At 67.2% G+C, this 16244-nt stretch carries 12 protein-coding genes; 9 read left to right on the top strand and 3 right to left on the bottom strand.

Annotated elements, in window-relative coordinates:
• Window positions 1–139 precede the first annotated feature (139 nt).
• Together ABZX86_RS06425 and ABZX86_RS06430 are read left to right on the top strand one after the other, a co-directional pair.
• Window positions 140–2035: a ThiF family adenylyltransferase gene (locus tag ABZX86_RS06425; RefSeq protein WP_355120655.1), complete on the top strand. Its 1896-nt coding sequence runs from the start codon at window positions 140–142 to the stop codon at window positions 2033–2035.
• Entirely contained in the window at window positions 2032–3069 is a 1038-nt protein-coding gene (locus ABZX86_RS06430; protein ID WP_355120657.1) for a ketoacyl-ACP synthase III, read from the top strand. The genes ABZX86_RS06425 and ABZX86_RS06430 overlap by 4 nt, the downstream gene beginning before the upstream one ends.
• Before the next feature lie 86 nt (window positions 3070–3155).
• Here the strand turns inward: ABZX86_RS06430 and ABZX86_RS06435 are convergent, their stop codons facing one another.
• Together ABZX86_RS06435 and ABZX86_RS06440 are read right to left on the bottom strand one after the other, a co-directional pair.
• Window positions 3156–4232, bottom strand: coding sequence for a methyltransferase (locus ABZX86_RS06435; RefSeq protein ID WP_355120659.1), 1077 nt, complete (start codon window positions 4230–4232; stop codon window positions 3156–3158).
• A 370-nt stretch (window positions 4233–4602) separates the two neighbouring features.
• A complete protein-coding gene (locus ABZX86_RS06440) occupies window positions 4603–6006 on the bottom strand; it encodes a lipase family protein (RefSeq protein WP_355120661.1) in 1404 nt (467 codons plus the stop codon).
• A 221-nt stretch (window positions 6007–6227) separates the two neighbouring features.
• Here ABZX86_RS06440 and ABZX86_RS06445 point away from each other — a divergent pair, with 221 nt between their 5' ends.
• From ABZX86_RS06445 to ABZX86_RS06475, 7 genes are all read left to right on the top strand, one after another.
• Window positions 6228–6740 carry a hypothetical protein gene (locus ABZX86_RS06445; protein ID WP_355120663.1) on the top strand — a complete coding sequence of 171 codons (513 nt, stop codon included), beginning with the start codon at window positions 6228–6230 and terminating at the stop codon, window positions 6738–6740.
• Window positions 6740–8116 carry a hypothetical protein gene (locus ABZX86_RS06450; RefSeq protein ID WP_355120665.1) on the top strand — a complete coding sequence of 459 codons (1377 nt, stop codon included), beginning with the start codon at window positions 6740–6742 and terminating at the stop codon, window positions 8114–8116. Before ABZX86_RS06445 ends, ABZX86_RS06450 begins: the two co-directional genes overlap by 1 nt.
• Entirely contained in the window at window positions 8113–9450 is a 1338-nt protein-coding gene (locus tag ABZX86_RS06455; RefSeq protein ID WP_355120667.1) for a VWA domain-containing protein, read from the top strand. The genes ABZX86_RS06450 and ABZX86_RS06455 overlap by 4 nt, the downstream gene beginning before the upstream one ends.
• Before the next feature lie 14 nt (window positions 9451–9464).
• A complete protein-coding gene (locus ABZX86_RS06460; RefSeq protein ID WP_355120669.1) occupies window positions 9465–10583 on the top strand; it encodes an AAA family ATPase in 1119 nt (372 codons plus the stop codon).
• On the top strand, window positions 10580–13384 hold the full coding sequence (locus ABZX86_RS06465) for a DUF5682 family protein (RefSeq protein WP_355120671.1): 2805 nt from the start codon (window positions 10580–10582) through the stop codon (window positions 13382–13384). Before ABZX86_RS06460 ends, ABZX86_RS06465 begins: the two co-directional genes overlap by 4 nt.
• A 145-nt stretch (window positions 13385–13529) precedes the next feature.
• Window positions 13530–14714: a hypothetical protein gene (locus tag ABZX86_RS06470; protein ID WP_355120673.1), complete on the top strand. Its 1185-nt coding sequence runs from the start codon at window positions 13530–13532 to the stop codon at window positions 14712–14714.
• Window positions 14715–14925: 211 nt separating this feature from the next.
• Complete coding sequence (locus tag ABZX86_RS06475; protein ID WP_355120675.1) at window positions 14926–15576, top strand: DUF998 domain-containing protein; 651 nt, start codon at window positions 14926–14928, stop codon at window positions 15574–15576.
• Here the strand turns inward: ABZX86_RS06475 and ABZX86_RS06480 are convergent.
• Entirely contained in the window at window positions 15546–16109 is a 564-nt protein-coding gene (locus tag ABZX86_RS06480; RefSeq protein WP_355120677.1) for a heme-binding protein, read from the bottom strand. The genes ABZX86_RS06475 and ABZX86_RS06480 overlap by 31 nt on opposite strands.
• Between the last annotated feature and the right edge of the window lie 135 nt (window positions 16110–16244).

The raw sequence follows: 16244 nt of genomic DNA on the forward strand, positions 1-16244 counted from the left end.
CACGAGAAAAACGTGTTCTTCCTGCTTGAATTCGCTCAGACGTTGACGCACTCCGCTCGTCCGCATCTACGCACAGCACACTCAGCAAACGAATTCCTGGAAAGGATCCATGCACGTGTCGGTATCTGGCGGATCTCGCATGTCCATCGACGGACACGATATCCGGAACCGCAATCCTGATGTGCAGTGGCATGTTTCGGCGTTCCAAGCACCCCGCAGCGGGGCCGACCCCACCGGTCAGGTGCGGCGGTTACAGGAGCTGCGGGCTCGAATCCTGTACGACAACGGCCGGCGGCCGGGCTTCCGCGACGCCGCCGGCGCCCATGTCGACGATCAGGAATTGGATTACGGTGCCTGGCATTTCGTCGCCCGGCGACATCCGGACGGCCCGGTGCTGGGCTACATCCGGCTGTCGACCCCGGCGACCGGTGAGCTGTTCCAGTCCCGGGCGCATCTGGGTGAACAGCAGTACGAACAATTGCTGGCCGCCGAAGGCGCGGGGGTCGAGGAGACCTTCGAGCACAGCCGGCTGGTGGTGGAGCATCGAGCCCGGAAACTGGGGCTGGGCGCATATCTGAACGCGGTCGCGATCGGCGCCGCGCACTATCTCGGAGCCAAGATCATGATCGGCACCTCGGGAACCAGGGACGGCCAGGATCAGTTCCACGGCCGGTTCGGTTTTCATCCGGTGCCGGGGACGCGCTGCTATGTCGAGCGCTATACCGAGGAGGTGGTGATCCTGCTGCACCGGACTGCGGCGGGAGCGGGTGAATACACCGACCTGGTGAGCCGGATGTGTGCGGAGTTCCCGGCACTGACGAGCGGTGATCTCGGCGCGCCGGCGAGCGGCGATCTCGGCGCATGGACAGCGGCCGGGCTCGAAAGCCGCGACGCGCCAGCGGCTCTGGTGCAGGCCGCCGTACCGGATGGCGACGGGTGGCAGCCGGTGCTGCTCGAACCCACCCATGCCGCCGACTACGCGGCATTGACCGCACTGCTCGAATCCGGCCGCGTCACCGCCGTACACGACACCATCACCGCGCAGTTGGCCGAGCTGATCCGCTGCCGCGAGCCCGATCGCCGCTATGCCGGGGCCGAACTCGAGCGGAAGATCGAGGAGCAGCTGGCCGGGGTCGAGGCCTGGGCCTACGGGAGCTGGGTCTGGTACCCCTGGTCGGGGCGGCTGGTGCATGTGCTGCCGCGTGCGGAGTACCGGCTGGTCCGCACCGACCGCAATCGCGAAAAGATCCAACGTCCCCAGCAACGCGGGCTGCTCGATCGGCGCATCGGGATCGTCGGACTGTCGGTGGGCAACAGCGCCGCGGTCACGCTCGCGCTCGAAGGCGTCGGCGGCGCATTCCGGCTCGCCGACTTCGACGAGTTGAGCCTGTCCAATATGAACAGGCTTCGCGCGGGAGTGCATCACCTGGGCGTCGGCAAGGCGGTGATCTGCGCACGCCAGATGTTCGAGATCGACCCGTATCTGGATATCGAGATCATGACGAGCGGGCTGACCGAGACCACCATGGCCGAGTTCTTCCACGGCGATCGGGCACCGATCGATCTGCTGGTGGAGGAGTGCGATACGCCGTACGTCAAGATCGCGGCCCGGGAATACGCTCGCGCACTGGGGATTCCGGTGGTCATGGATTGCAATGATCGCGGCATGCTCGATATCGAACGTTTCGATCTGGAGCCGGACCGCCCCCTGCTGCACGGCAGAATCGGCGACCTGCGCGCTGCCGATCTGCCAGAACTCTCCGATCAAGAGAAAGCGGACCTCATCTTGTCCATGGTCGATGCCGAACGGATCAGCCCCGAACTCGCCGCCGCGTTCGGGGAAATCGGCCGGACACTGAGCAGTTGGCCGCAACTGGCCTCCGATGTGGCGCTCGGCGGTGCGCTCGTCACCTCGGCCGCCCGCCGGATTCTGCTCGGCAGCCACTGCGCATCGGGCCGGTTCTACATCGACCTCGATACGCTGATCGCTCCCGAGTACAACACCGCCACCGCGCTGGACGGTGCTCTCACATGACCATGGCGTACGCGACCGATCAACCGCGGTCCCTGCCGGTGCGGCCGCCCGTTCCGCTGCCGATCACGGTGTCGGGCTCCGGCATTCATCTGCCCGATACCGTCGTCACCAACGCGGACCTCACCCGGACGCTCGATACCTCGGCCGAATGGATTGTCGCGCGCACCGGTATCCGGGAACGCCGGCGTCTGGCGCCGGAGCTGGCGGTTTCGGATATGTGCATTGCGGCCGCACCCGCGGCGCTCGCCGAGGCGGGGATCTCGGCGCGCGATCTCGACGCCGTCATCGTCGCGACCTACACCTACGACCAGCCGCTGCCCTCGACGGCACTGATGGTCAAGGACCGCCTCGGCGCCGGTCGTGCGCTGCCGATCGACATCACCCAGGCCGCCTGTGCCAATGGGCTGCAAGCCATCCTGCTTGCCGCGCATCTGCTTCAGGTTTCCGCGCGGGCGATACTGGTCATCGCCGCCGACTGCGCCTCCCGGGTCACCGATCCGCTGAACCGCACCACGGGCGTTTTCTTCGGCGATGCGGCCGGCGCCGTCGTGCTGACCCGCACCGAAACCACCGGGGCCGGACTCCTGGCCTGGGACTTCGGCTCTCAGCTCTCCCATGACGTGGAAATCCGGGCCGGTGGATCTCGGCTACCGACCAGTGCCCAGACCGTCGCCGAGCGCGAGCACTATCTGCGGATGGACGGTCGCGCGGTCTGGGCGGCGGCGACCACGCGGTTGCCTGAGAGCATTCGCGCCGCCGCCTACCGCGCCGGGCTCGACGTCACCGAGATCGACCATTTCTTCCTGCACCAGGCCAATCTCAATATCCTCACCGCCGCGATGACCGAACTCGAGGTGCCGATGCAGCGTGCGCCCGTCACCCTCGACACCCTCGGCAATACCGGCTCGGCCGGGGTTCTCACCGCGCTGCATCAGGCGCGGACCGAGGACCGCCTCCTGCCCGGCGACACCTATGCACTGTCCGCCATTGGAGCCGGATTCCAGTGGGGCACATTATGTTTCCGTCAGGGATAGGCATCCGGCCGTCGCATACCTGATCGCCTGCTCGGCGTAGCGGATTCGGTCCGGGAGGCCACGTGCCTTCTGGACCGTTCGCCGACTTACCGCGCAGCGGGCAGTCGTCCCGGTTTGCGGCCGAACACCATCGAGGTCGGGCCGATCAAGTGCCGCTTCTTGATGTGGACGAATCCTGCGTCGCGAAGCCAGCCCGAGCACTGGGTGGTCGTGGCTTCGAAGCCCTCGCGCATCTCCAGCATGATGTTCAAGCTGGAGAGGAAGCTGATGAGGTTGTTCCTGCGGCCCGGGTCGGTCATGGCGTCGTAGACGAGTAGTACGCCACCGGGCGGCAGTGCCTCATAGGATTTGGCGATCAATTCGCGCCGCTTGGTTTCGCTGTAACCGTGCAGCAGATGGCCGAAGCAGATCACGTCCCCGCTCGGCAGCGGGCCCTCGTTCATATCGCCGGCAACGAAGGTGATCCGGTCCGCGAGTGCGAACGACTCGACGTATTCCTCGAAAATCGGGCCCACGGCGGGCAGGTCGTAGCTGACTCCCCTGATATGAGAGTGGGTGAGCGCGACCCGTACGGGCAGCGCCCCCTGCGCCGCGCCGACATCCACGAACGTCCGAAAACGCTGCCAGGGAAAACGTTTGGCAATGAGCATCGCCTCGCCGGTCGAGATTCCGGTCATCCCGGCCAGGAAGTTCCGCAGCGCCGCCTGGTCACCGTAGAGGGAGGAGAAGAATTCACTCTCCCCGTGTTCCTCCTCGGCCCCGGGACTGCCGGTCCGCAGCAGATCCCCCAGCCCCGACCAGAGGTCGTAGAGCCGGGTGCTCGACAGCTCCATCAACCCGCCAATGTAACTGGGTTTGGCGCGGTCCAGGAACAATGCGGCCTGACGCGAATTGGCATAGACCCCGCCGCGATTTCGCCGCAGCAGTCCCATATCGACCAGCGCCCCGAGAAACGGTCCCGTAGCCCGCGGATGCCACCCGAGCCGGTCCATCAATTCCTGCTCCGACAGCGGACTCACCGCCAACTCCGTGAAAACCCCCGCCTCGACCGCCGTGAGCACAACCCGCGAGGACCAGAACGCCATCCCCTGCTCCAGAATCTGCTGCGGATCGGCAAACCGCCGCAGCACCGGCCCGCCGATCCGACTCTGAAATGCCCGCATCAACAACAACTCTCGGCGAATACCACGATCCGCACCGGCTACCGCGGCCTCCCCCGACGACACCTCACGACCCGGGAGAAGCGGCCCGCCATCGATCGAACTCTCAGGATGCGCCATGTGCAATTCCTCCAGTGCTATGACCGACCTGCGAACCGGCAGCCAACGGCAATCCGCGCCGAACGCAAGGCTCGGCTCAATCACATCACCAATTGCCCGCCCACGGTGACGCAGCAGGAGATCGAGCCCGAGGCGGCCTGATTCTGCGCCTTCATGAACACTAACTGAGCCCACCGACAGGCCTCGGCGGCGCGGATCAGTGCTCGATTTCGGCCACAGAACAGGCAGAGTCCGGTTTCTGTATGCGGGAGCTTCAGGATCCTGGCTTCGGGGCAGGGCATTCGTTGGGCGCCGGGAGGTCGCGGAGGCGCTGGTCGAGCCAGTCGATGGCGCCGGGGAAGCCGACCATGAGGGTGATGGTGTGTTCGCCGGGGATGGAGCGGTAGACGGCGGGGACGCCTCGGGAGCATTGGTCGGCGAAGAGGTTGAGGGATTCGGTTTCGGGGACCCAGATGTCGAGCATGCCGTGGTAGATGTACAGCGGCGCAGCGGATTTGCGGTCGCGGAAGTCGGAGTTGCCGAACATGGCGGCGGCGACCGTGGTGTCGAGGGGGTGGGCATTGTTCGTGGCGATCTCGATCGGTACGCCGGTGATGCCGAGAATGCCGTTGCTGTCGCCGCAGGTGTCCTTGACCGGGGACGTGGCCAGCCATTCGCCGAGATTGTTCAGCTGGGTGAGCAGTTCGGGATGTTCGCGGGCGAAGGCGAGTGCGACCACCATCAGGATCCCGGATGCGAGACCGCCGTCGAAGTGGTGCGCGACCTCTCGATAATCGGTGACCAGCCCGCCCAGCGCGACACCCGCCAGGGACCCGGACAACTCCGGTGCGTACTCCCCCAGCAGCATATCCGCCGCATAGGCCGCGATCGCACCGCCGGAGTAACCGCCGATGGCAAACCTGCTCTGCCCCAGCGTATTCGGCTCCACATTACGAACGGACCGGATGGCGTCCAGCATCACGTGGCCGGCCACCCGGGGTTCCGCATAGGCCATCCGCGGCCCCTCGTGATCGGGGATGAGCACCCCGTAACCCCGTGACAGCGCCAGAAAGGTAGCGGGCGGAAACAGATCCCCGACGCTGAACTTGCTGTTCACACCGTGCGCCATCGCATAGCTGGGCGTGCACTGCAGCCCGAGCGAATTGATCGGTATCGCGTTCACCAGCACCGGCCGGTCCCCCGGCCCGGTCCAGCTCGCGGCCGGGACGAGCAGGGTGGCGGTGCCGAACGACGCCCCGCCCGAGGCCCCGGTGGTCCGGAACTTCAACAGCAGCGCCCGGGAGATCGGCACCCCGGCCAGTGGCGCAGCCGTCGCTGTGACGTCCCGAACCTCGATCGGATCACCGGGCTTCAGGGCATCCAACCCGCTCGGCCAATCGTCGAACAGCGGATCGCCACTGGCGGGCGACAGCGTGGACCGCCACAGCGAGGCGAGCTCGGGCGACAACTGCGCGTTCGGCGGCGACGGCGCCGGCGGCAGCACCGGCTTCGGCACGGTGTGATCGATCCAGCTCTGCCACTCGTTGGCATCGGTGGGCGCCGCATCCGCGGGCCCCTGATCGGTATGCCCCACCGGGGCGTAGAGCAGCACCGCGGTCACCGCCGAGGCGACGGCCACCAGTATCCGGACACGCTGCAACCAACCACTGAAAGACACTGTGCCCCTTAATAAATCAAGCTGCCCCGACGCGTCCCCAGACTACGGTCGACTGCCCCCGCCAGCAGTTTTCCCGTAGATCTCACAAAACATACCGCGCCCGGCTCCTCCTACACCACAACCCGTGCGCGTGGCGCACGGTATGGCGCGCGGATACCGGCGGAACTTGTCGGTGCCGTCACATACCTTGAGCGCATCTTGATCGATCGGGAGGGAGAACGATGGCCTCGAATTCGAGCGCCACGCCGGAGCAGCCGGCTTGGGAAAGCGCTTCTGTCGTAAGGGTTTTGCTCGCTGTCGCACCGCGCAAGCTGAACAAGGTGCCGTTCGTGGAGCTGGCCGACGGACGCTTGCAGGGGGTGGTGTCCAGTGGGTCCGATATTTCGCGGGTGTATGTGGCGTCGGTGACCGCGGGGACGCACGGGTTGAGCTGCAGTACCAATAACAACCGGCCGTGTGGCGGGTTGAACCAGGGGTGGGGGTGCTGCAAGCATCTGGATTCGCTCATCGAGGAAGCGGTGCTGCAGTACGGGCAGGACCGGGTGGCGCGGTTCCTGCGGGTCGAGGTGCCCGAGGGGGCACGACTTTCCGGTTGCCTCGAGGGAACTCGCGATCCGGCTCCGGCCGCCGCGGTGTTCAGCCGGTTCCTGCGGCACCTGACCTACCTGGAGTTGCCAGGTAGCGCGACGCCGATTCCGGAGTTGCACTGGTTCCCGGCGGGGGTGGGTCGCTGATGCAGGCAGTACAACTGACCGCGCTGGCGGACGCGCCCGCCGGTGTCACGGATGCCCTGGATGTCGTGAGCGGGTTCGATACCGCGCTGGTCAATGGCTTCGCCCGGGTTTCCGAACCGCAGGGCGCGGCGCTGACCGCGCTGGCCGGAGCCGTGGCGGGATCGCCACTGACCGGGGCGGTAGCCGCGGCGGTGTCGAAGGTGAGCACCGGGGCGATCGGCACGGATGAGCTGTCGGCATTGGCTGCCGCTCGGGCCGCAGTACTGGGCTCGGTGCACGACGCACTGGTCGAACAGGCCGATAATGCCTTGGGCCGCAACAGATTCGAGTGGACCACCGCACCGGATGCCGCCGCTCCGAGCCCGCTCGCGGCGGGTTCCCGCGCCTGGCTCGGGGAACTGGCCATCGCCGGATGGCGCGGCGTGGACCATGACCTGGTGGCCGCGGCGGATCGCACCGTGGAAGCGCTGCTGGCCGAACCCGCGCTGCGCCGGCTGGCGATGCTGCTGGATGGCTTCACCGCTGAACTGGGCGCGTGCGCACCGATCGCCACCATGGATCGGATACCGGCGCGCCGCTGGGCCGATCTGTGGACGCGCGCCCTGCTGCTGTCCTGGCGCGGCACGGAATCAGCTGCGCCCGAGGCAGTTTCGGGCCGCCTCCTCCCCCTGGGCGTGGACGTTCACGAGCACGGGACCGCCGTACAGGTACAAGTGCACGGCGTGCTGGGGACCGCGGGCGCACCGGCCCGCCAGGTGCGCGTGTCGGTCGCCTCGGCCAAGGTGGACACCATTGTTGGGCCTGCGGTATGGCAGCTACTCGGTACCCATCGGCAGTTGCTCACCGCGCTGGCCGAACACCGCGCGCTGGAGCTCACCGATATGCCGGTGACGGCAACCGGTGACCTGCTGTGGGATGACGATCGGGCGAAGGCTGGGGAGGCCGCCGATCCGTTCGTCACCGCCACCGTGCAACTGCCGCAGGCGCAGGCTCCGGCCGTCGCGCCGCTGGATCGCGATCCGGTGCATATCGCGGTACCGGTTCTGCTCGAGGGGTACCGGTTCCGCGACGGTGTACTGGAATTGGATGGGCAGCGCCTCCGGGTGGAGCTGGACGCACTGCCGTCCGCCGGTCCGCTCACTCCGGCCGGGGTGACCGGTTCCAGCACCATGATCGGATTGCTGCGCTGGGATGCGAGCGGCTGGTCGGTGCGACCGCTGGCCGTGCAGCGCAAGGTCAAAACCGTGCTCACCGCCTTCCACAACGGCGATTGGGCCCTCGGCCCGACCGACCCGAAAGTCGCCAAGGCACAGGCGAAGTCGGGCGATGCCGTGGCGGTGCTGCGTGAGCGCGCGGGACGGTTGCTGCGCAAATGACGAATCACGAGACACGACGCCAGGTCCTGTACTGGCGTCTGCTGGCCGGTGTCTTCACCGGGGATCAGCAGCCGACGCTGGAGCAGGCGAGCGCGGGGATCGTCGACGATCTGGGATTGCCGCTCGCGGTGCTTGATCCGGGCATCTCCATCGACAATGTGGTGCAACGGTATCCGGAGATGCAGTCGGAATTCGACAACCTGGACTTCTCCGAGACCGAACCTTCCGAGACCGATGCTTCCGAGACCGACGCGCAGGCCGCGGCCGTCGCCGAGACGCCGCAATCCATCGGCGCGGCCGATGTCCGCACTGCCGCACTGGTTTCCAAGCTGCTGCTGAACGTCTTCGCCACCGGCTCCGGCCAGGTCAGCGCGACCCAGCTGGCGGGCTGGCAGTCCGATGCCAATTGGCTGCGCCGCTGCCTGGGCGAAGAGCAGGCCGGCTCCGTGCAGGGCGTGCTCACCGGCCTGGAGGGCGAGCTGGTATCCCGCATGCGGCTGCGCGAAGTGCTGGCAGATCCGCATCTGGCCGCCCAGCTCACCCCGAGCATGTCGCTCATCGAACAGCTGCTGCGCGATAAGCACAATCTGTCCGGTGTGGCCCTGGCCAATGCCAAACGCCTCATCCGCCGCTATATCGACGAGGTCGCCGAGGTCCTGCGCACCCAGGTGCAGCAGACCAGCGTCGGCACCGTCGACCGCTCGGTCCCGCCCAAACGCATTCTGCGCAATCTGGACGTGGACCGGACCATCTGGAAGAACCTGCCCAACTGGAATCCCCAGGACGAGCGCCTCTACGTCGACCGGCTCTACTACCGGCAGACCGCCAAGCGCACCGTCCCCGCCCGCATGATCGTGGTGGTGGACCAGTCCGGTTCGATGGTCGACTCCATGGTGAACTGCACCATTCTGGCGTCGATCTTCGCGGGCCTGCCCAAGGTGGATGTGCATCTCATCGCCTACGACACCCGAGCCCTGGATCTCACACCGTGGGTGCACGATCCGTTCGAGGTGCTGCTGCGCACCAATCTCGGCGGCGGCAATGACGGCCCGATCGCCATGGCCATGGCCCAGCCCAAGATCACCGACCCGAAAAATACCGTGCTGGTGTGGATTTCGGACTTCTACGAATTCGACCGCTCGCAGCCGCTGTTCGAGTCCATGGAGGCGGTGCACCGCTCCGGGGTGAAGCTCATCCCGGTCGGCTCGGTCAACAGCTCCGGCCATCAGAGCGTCAACCCGTGGTTCCGCGAACGGTTCAAAGCCCTTGGCACCCCGGTGCTTTCCGGACGCATCCAGAAGCTCGTGCACGAACTCAAGAACTTTCTCGACTAGGAGACACAGCCCTCATGAACGACGTTTTGCGCGCCCCCGCCGAGATCAAGTACGCCGAGGAACTCGATTGGCTGGAGTCCATCGACGACGGCCCCAAGCCGTACACCTGGCGGCTGAGCCCGAAGATGGTGCGGCTGTTCATTCTCGGCTCCGAACGCGCCGACGGACTGGACCGGGAGGTGAGCCAGAAGTGGTTCGGTGACCGCAGTTTCGTCGAGCGCAGCATTGTCACGCTGGCCTCGGACCGGGGCCTGCTGCTCATCGGCGATCCGGGCACCGGCAAGAGCTGGCTGGCCGAACTGCTGGCCGCGGCCATCAGCCGCAATTCCACGCTGGTCGTGCAGGGCACCGCGGGCACCACCGAGGACCACATCAAGTACTCGTGGAATATCTCCATGGTCATCGCCAAGGGCCAGTCGCGGGAGTCGATGATCCCGTCCCCGATCATGACCGCCATGGAGCAGGGTGTGATCGGCCGCTTCGAGGAGCTCACCCGATCCACCAGCGATGTGCAGGACGCGCTGATCTCGATCCTGTCGGAGAAGTACGTCTCGATTCCCGAACTCGACGACGACAATGTGGTGTTCGCGCAGCCGGGCTTCTCCATTATCGCCACCGCCAACAGCCGCGACCGGGGCGTGAACGATCTGTCCTCGGCGCTCAAGCGGCGCTTCAATTTCGTGCGAATTCCGGTGGTGTCCAATAAGAAGAGCGAGGCGGAGATCGTGCGCTTCCGCACCGCGGAACTGCTGCGCCGGCATTCCCTCGAACTGGAACTGCCGCCCACGCTGCTGGACATCCTGCTGGAGAGCTTCGCCGATCTGCGCGCCGCCGCGGCCGCCGCCACCAGCGATGACGACAAGCTGGAGTCGGCGCTGTCCACCGCCGAGCAGATCGGTGTGCTCGAGGACGCCATCCTGCACAGCGAGTTCTTCGGTGCGAAGGAGCTGAGCGCCGAAACCCTCGCCGGGTCGCTGGTGGGATCCCTGGCCCGGCGGCAGCCCGAGGATCTGGCCATTCTCAACAAGTATCTGCACGGTGTGGTCGAGCCGCGCACCAAGGACAAGAAGGGCAAGGCGCCCTGGGGCGAGTTCCTGGAGGGCGGCCGGGCCGCGATCGCGAGGCTCTCGTGACCGTCTCCGATATTCGGCCCGCGCCGAATACCTTTGCCGCACTGCGGGATCAGCTGGCGGACGCGGCGGTCGCGTTCGCCGGCGCGCCCGGGGCGGCGGGCGATATCCTGGCGGGCATCGTCGATGATGTCGACCGGGCGCTGACGGAGCGGCTGGAGATCTTCCCGGTCTGCCACCACTCCCCCGCCTCCGGTCTGGCGATGGTGCGGCGGCTGCGCGAAAAACAGCCGAGCGTCATCTATTTGGAGCTGTGCGAGGATCTGCGGCCGCTGCTGGACGAACTGCGCAACTGCCGGTTGCCGGTGGCGCTGCAGGCCTTCGCCACCGATACCACGGGATTCCCGGCCGACTGGGCGCCGCTGTCGGTGGTCGCGCCGATCACCGAATCCTCGGCCGAGTATCAGGCCATCGCCTACGCGCTCGATACCCCGGGCGTCGAACTGGTGCTGGTGGATCGGTCCACCGATCATGTCTTCCAGTGGGCGCCCACCGCGGAATCGGCGCAGACGCCCGACGAGGGCGAACAGCCCGAGGACGACGGCCTGCACGGCGCGGCGGTGGGCATCGAAATCGGTGATCTGCGACCGCGTTTCGCCGAATTGGAAGAACACCTGCTGCACCACGGCAAGGTCCGGCACTGGTCGGAATGGTGGGATCAGTACGTCGAACAACCGCTCGCCGACGCCGACTACGACACCTACCGCCAGGTCATGGTGATGATCGGCAGCCTGTTCCGGCGACTGCGGCGCGGCAGCACGGCCGAGGACGAGGATCGCGAACGGTATATGTGGACCCGTATGCGGGAACACCTCTCCGCCGGCAAGATCGACCCGGCACGGGTGCTGTACGTATGCGGCGCGGCCCATGCGGCCAGCCCGGTCGAACAGTTCGGACTGGAGTCGGACGCGGCGTTCGAGATCTCGCCGCGCTCGGCCACCACCTGGCACTACGGGCTGATTCCGTCCAGCCACTCCGCGATCGAGGCGCAGTTCGGGCTGGCGGGCGGTGCGGTGTCGATCGCGGCGGCCACCTGGGCGAAGGGATTGCGGCGCGGCCGAGTGCAGCCGTTCCAGCTGGAAGGCCAGCCGGGGGCGAAGAAGGCCACCAAGAAGCTGCCGCTGCTTCCGGCCGAGTCGGAAGCCGAAGTGGCGGATCAACTTTCGGGATTCCTGTCCCGGCCGCCGGTGCTGGACCCGCTCGACGAGGCCGAGCTGCTGGAATGGTCGGTGGATATCGTCCGGCTGGCCCGGCGCAATGGCTATCTGGCCAGCACCGCCGACGCCATTGCCATCTTCGAGACCTCGATCCTGCTGGCGGGCTTGCGCAATCGCGCGCGGCCGACCCCGTACGACTTCCAGGACGCGGCCGTCACCTGCATCGAGAAGGACCGGGTGCCCGGGCGGCGCGATGTGCGGCGGCTGTGCGAAATCCTGCTCGGCGGCGACCGTATCGGCCAGGTCGGCTATGCGGCGCTGCCGCCGCTGGCCCGCGATGTGCTCGATCGGCTGCAACCGCTCGGACTGGATCTGTCCAAGCGGACGCTGCAGCGCGCACTGCTGGATCTGAAGGCGAATCCGGACCTGCGGCCGTGCTCGGATCTGCTGTGGCTGCTGCGCAGACTGCTGCCGCAGGACGCGCTGCGGCCGATCATGGGCTCGCGCGGACTGGGCGAGACTTCCATCCAGGAGAGCTGGGATATCGGGCTCGGCAAGTATCAGCGGTCGCTGGTGGAGCTCGGCTACGAGGGCGTATCGGTGGAGCAGGTGCTGGAGCAGCGCCTGCGGCGTGCGGTGACCGCACCGGACGCGACGGCCGCCGTCGCACTGGGTGCGGTCGAGGACGCGCTGGTGTATCTGGGCTCGGTCCGGCTCGCCGGCGAGCTGGGCAATCGCGCGGTCGAACTCCTCGCCGCCGAGCGAACGGTGGACGACGCACCCGTCGTGCTCCGCCGAATCCGGCTGCTGCTCAACTACTTCCGATCCACCGAAGGTGGCTTGCCGGCCTGGTGCGAACGGTTCGTGACAGCCGGATACTCGCACTACTGCACCCTGCTGCCCACCGCCTTCGCCGCCGAGGAGACCGGACCTGCGCAGGTGGCGGCCATGCTGGGCTTCCTGTTCGGGATGGAGAACCTGGCACTGTCGCTGGGCTGTGATCACACTCAGCTGGAATTGGCTGTGCTGCAATCACATCCGGAAGCACCGGCCAAGGTGGCGCTGCTCTGGGCGGCGCGGTTCCAGCTCGGCATGCTGACCATGGCCGAGCTGCGCGAGCGGTGCGACGCAATGCTCGCCAATCCGCTGGTGCTGCCCACGGTTCCGCATTACGTCAGCGGTTTCGTACAGGCCATCGACCCGGCCCCGGCGCTGAAGCCCTTTGTGGTGGAGCTGTTGTCGAAGGCATTCGGCACACTGCCGGACGCGGTACTGCTGCCATGGCTACCCAAGCTCATCACCACCCTGAAGGATCAGGCGGGCGACCTCATCCCGGGCCTGGTCCGGGAGGCAGCCCGCACCTTTCCCGGCGCACTGCCCGCCGTGGACGCCTTCGTACCGCCCTGGTCGATCGAATCCGCCACGGTCACAATGTCAACAGCAGCAGCGCCGAGCGGACCGGTCACCGAACTACTGGCCGCCCACCCCGCCGCCTGTGACGCACTCGCCGGGCTCCTCGGTATCGAGGGCAGCTGGCAGCAGACCGGGTCGGCCGGACACCGCGAGGTGACCGACCTGCTCGACCGGTTCCCCGCCACTGCCGCCGCTCTGGCGACGCAGCTCGGAGTGTCAGCCGCACCGAGCTGACAGCGACCCGGCCGGTTCGTCCCGGAAATCGACGGCCGGCCGGGCCTCCGGACACCGCTTCCGGAAAGTTGGGCTTTCGACCAATCGTTTCGACCGCGCATGACGAACTACCGAAGAAGTGCATTTTCAAACAGAGGTTGATCGAATGCGGTTTTTCGGCGGGATTTCAGCGGAACGGTCGGTGGTGCGCGGGGCACTACTGCCGGATCCGGCAGGCAGGCAGCGGGATTCGCCGGCGTCGAGCGTACTGGAACAGCCGGTGCGGGATGAACCGGTCGATACCGTCGTTCTCGAAGTGCTCGACGCGCTCGCCCGGGACGCACCGGAGATCAGCGATGTGGCGGTCGTATACCGCACGGTCACCGAACGGCGCGCCACCGTCTCGGCGCTCGCCGACGGGAAATGGCAGCGCGCCTCACACGTTTCGATCAAGGTCGCACTGCTGGCCCTGGCACAGGAGGCGGCCGGCACCGGGAATCTGATGGTGCTCGAACTGCTCGATCATCACACCGCATTCGTGCTGGCCACGCCCCGGCGCACCCAGATCATGGCGGCGGACTCCTGGTCCACCGGTGTCGTCGACGCACCCAGCACACAGGAGGCGATCGGGCGGATCCGGCCGATCCTGGACGCGATGGGTCTACGGCCGGACGCAGTCCTGGTCTGCGGTTCGGCGTTGGCCGATCCCGCTGTCGCCGAGGCGGTGCGGCTCGGATTCACCATGCCCGTCACCGAGGCGCCCGACGCCGCGAACGCGGCGGCGCGCGGCGGGGCACTGGTGGTGGCCGGACAGTCGCGACAACTGGAAGCCGAAGTCCCCAAGGGAAACCGCCGCCCCGGCCTGGTCCTGCTGGGAGTCGCCGTCGCCGCGGCGACACTCGCCGCCACCGGCTTCACCCTGGTGCAGATCCGCGAACACACCGCCGCGGTGGCACAGGTTCACATGACCCCCGCCGGCTCCAGCGCCGCACTACCTCCCACAACGCAAGCCCCCGCACCGATCCCGCCGCCGGCGGTTGCGACCGACAACCCCGCACCGATCCCAGCGCCGGACCCGGTCACCGACAACCCCGCGCCGGTCGCCACCACTCCCCCGAAACACACTCATCCTCCGCGCCCCACCACCACCGAGCCTGCCCAAACCACAACCACCACCGACCCGACTACCCCGGATGCCCCGCCCACCTCCACCAAAGTCGGTGCACCGGACGCCAACTGGCTCTTCCCCGGCGAATCCCCGCCCCCACCCGCCGGTTCGGACCCCGCGCGGATCCAAGCCTGGTGGGACAACCACCTCGCGCTGAAAGACCGCTGGTTGCACGGGGGTTAGGCGAAGTCCGCAATCAGCTCTGGGCTGATGTATCCAAAACCCACCGATCGTCGTACTGACGGCAGTGCACGCACGCCTCCGGGAGTTTGCGCGGGATGATTGCGCCGGCACCGCAAACCACCGCGCACCGAAGGCAAAAGGTCGGCTACTGGATGCCGAGGCGCAATGGGGCGCGCACAACGCCGGCCGCCACGACAACTACGGAGGAGCCATGAACGCTCGCACTCGTCAGACGGTGATCGGCGGTATCGCGTGGATCCTGGTGGTGCAGTACTTCGTCATGCTGGTCGTATCGCAGAGTCGATGGACCACCCCCTACAGCTGGTCGCGCAATGCGATCAGCGATCTGGGCGCCGCGACGTGCCATCGCTCCGATCAGCTCGAGGTGTGGGTGTGCTCGCCATGGCACGTGGCGACCAATATCTCGTGGACTATCGCCGGGGTGTGCATCTCTTTGGGGGCAGCACTCGTGAAACCCGCGCTGCCGCCGAGCCGGATCGCCGCGTTCGGGCTGGGTTTGGTCTTCATCGCGGGAATCGGCCTGTGCCTGGTCGCATTCAATCCCGAGGACACCGGCAAGACCATGCACGTGCTGGGCGCGACGATAGCGATCGGGAGCCTCGCCTTCGGGACATTCATGATCGGCGCGGCGCTGTGGCGAGCAAACCGGTGGAACCGGCTCGGGGCCTTGGGATTAACACTCGGGACGACGGCGATCGTGGGAATCGGCTTCATGCTGGCCAAGTTCGGCGGACCCGCGCAGTTCGGACTGTGGGAACGCATCGCCGCCTTCCCCGGCCTGCTGTATCTGATCGCCCTCGGCTTCCAGATTCAGCGACCGAGCGCCGCCGCACCCGCCTGAGCGAACTTCTCGTCCTGATCCCCACTCGGCGCGCCCGCCACACCGATACCGGCGACCGGCGCGCCCTTGGCGGCCACCGGCGCCCCACCCGCCAGGAACAATGTCCCCGGGATATCCGCCAGCTGCGGCGCCGACGACAACCGCTCCACCAGCTTGGAGGTGGGCGCATTCCACGACACCGCCGTAAATGCCTTCTCCCGGGCCGAATCGAACGACTGCGGACCCGCGCCGTCCCCGCGCAGCACCACGATGGTGTTGCCGTCACGATCCACCACGGCCACGCTGACGCGCTGATTCTCCTGCCGCGCCGCATCCAGCGCCGCCTGTGCGGCCCTGGTGGCAGCCGCCAGGGTGAGATGCGTACTCTGCTGCAGATTTCCGTCCGCCGCATCCGCGACCACAGGCGCCTTGGTTCCGGGCTCGGTGCTGTCCGCATTCGAAACCACCACGCCGACGACTCCCGCGGTCACCGCCACTGCCGCCACCCCGCCGATCAGAATTCGGGTCCGGGTCGATACACGCTTGTCGCTCATGCTATTTCCTCACGATCGCCATCGGTTCGGGCCGAGCGGCCCGTTCCCGATCAATCCTGCGAGCCCGCGCCGCACCTGCCATCGACGTCCCGGCCAGTGTCCGCGCCCCACCCGGCCGACCCAGGTATCAGCCGA

This window comes from Nocardia sp. NPDC006630 (genome assembly GCF_040611495.1).
Taxonomy (GTDB): domain Bacteria; phylum Actinomycetota; class Actinomycetes; order Mycobacteriales; family Mycobacteriaceae; genus Nocardia.

Excerpts from the sequence above, each read along its gene's own strand:
- ABZX86_RS06475 (WP_355120675.1), top strand. The coding sequence starts at position 14,926 with ATGAACGCTCGCACTCGTCAGACGGTGATCGGCGGTATCGCGTGGATC.
- ABZX86_RS06430 (WP_355120657.1), top strand. The coding sequence starts at position 2,032 with ATGACCATGGCGTACGCGACCGATCAACCGCGGTCCCTGCCGGTGCGG.
- ABZX86_RS06470 (WP_355120673.1), top strand. The coding sequence starts at position 13,530 with ATGCGGTTTTTCGGCGGGATTTCAGCGGAACGGTCGGTGGTGCGCGGG.
- ABZX86_RS06480 (WP_355120677.1), bottom strand. The coding sequence starts at position 16,109 with ATGAGCGACAAGCGTGTATCGACCCGGACCCGAATTCTGATCGGCGGG.
- ABZX86_RS06450 (WP_355120665.1), top strand. The coding sequence starts at position 6,740 with ATGCAGGCAGTACAACTGACCGCGCTGGCGGACGCGCCCGCCGGTGTC.
- ABZX86_RS06460 (WP_355120669.1), top strand. The coding sequence starts at position 9,465 with ATGAACGACGTTTTGCGCGCCCCCGCCGAGATCAAGTACGCCGAGGAA.
- ABZX86_RS06435 (WP_355120659.1), bottom strand. The coding sequence starts at position 4,232 with ATGCGGGCATTTCAGAGTCGGATCGGCGGGCCGGTGCTGCGGCGGTTT.
- ABZX86_RS06455 (WP_355120667.1), top strand. The coding sequence starts at position 8,113 with ATGACGAATCACGAGACACGACGCCAGGTCCTGTACTGGCGTCTGCTG.
- ABZX86_RS06445 (WP_355120663.1), top strand. The coding sequence starts at position 6,228 with ATGGCCTCGAATTCGAGCGCCACGCCGGAGCAGCCGGCTTGGGAAAGC.
- ABZX86_RS06425 (WP_355120655.1), top strand. The coding sequence starts at position 140 with ATGTCCATCGACGGACACGATATCCGGAACCGCAATCCTGATGTGCAG.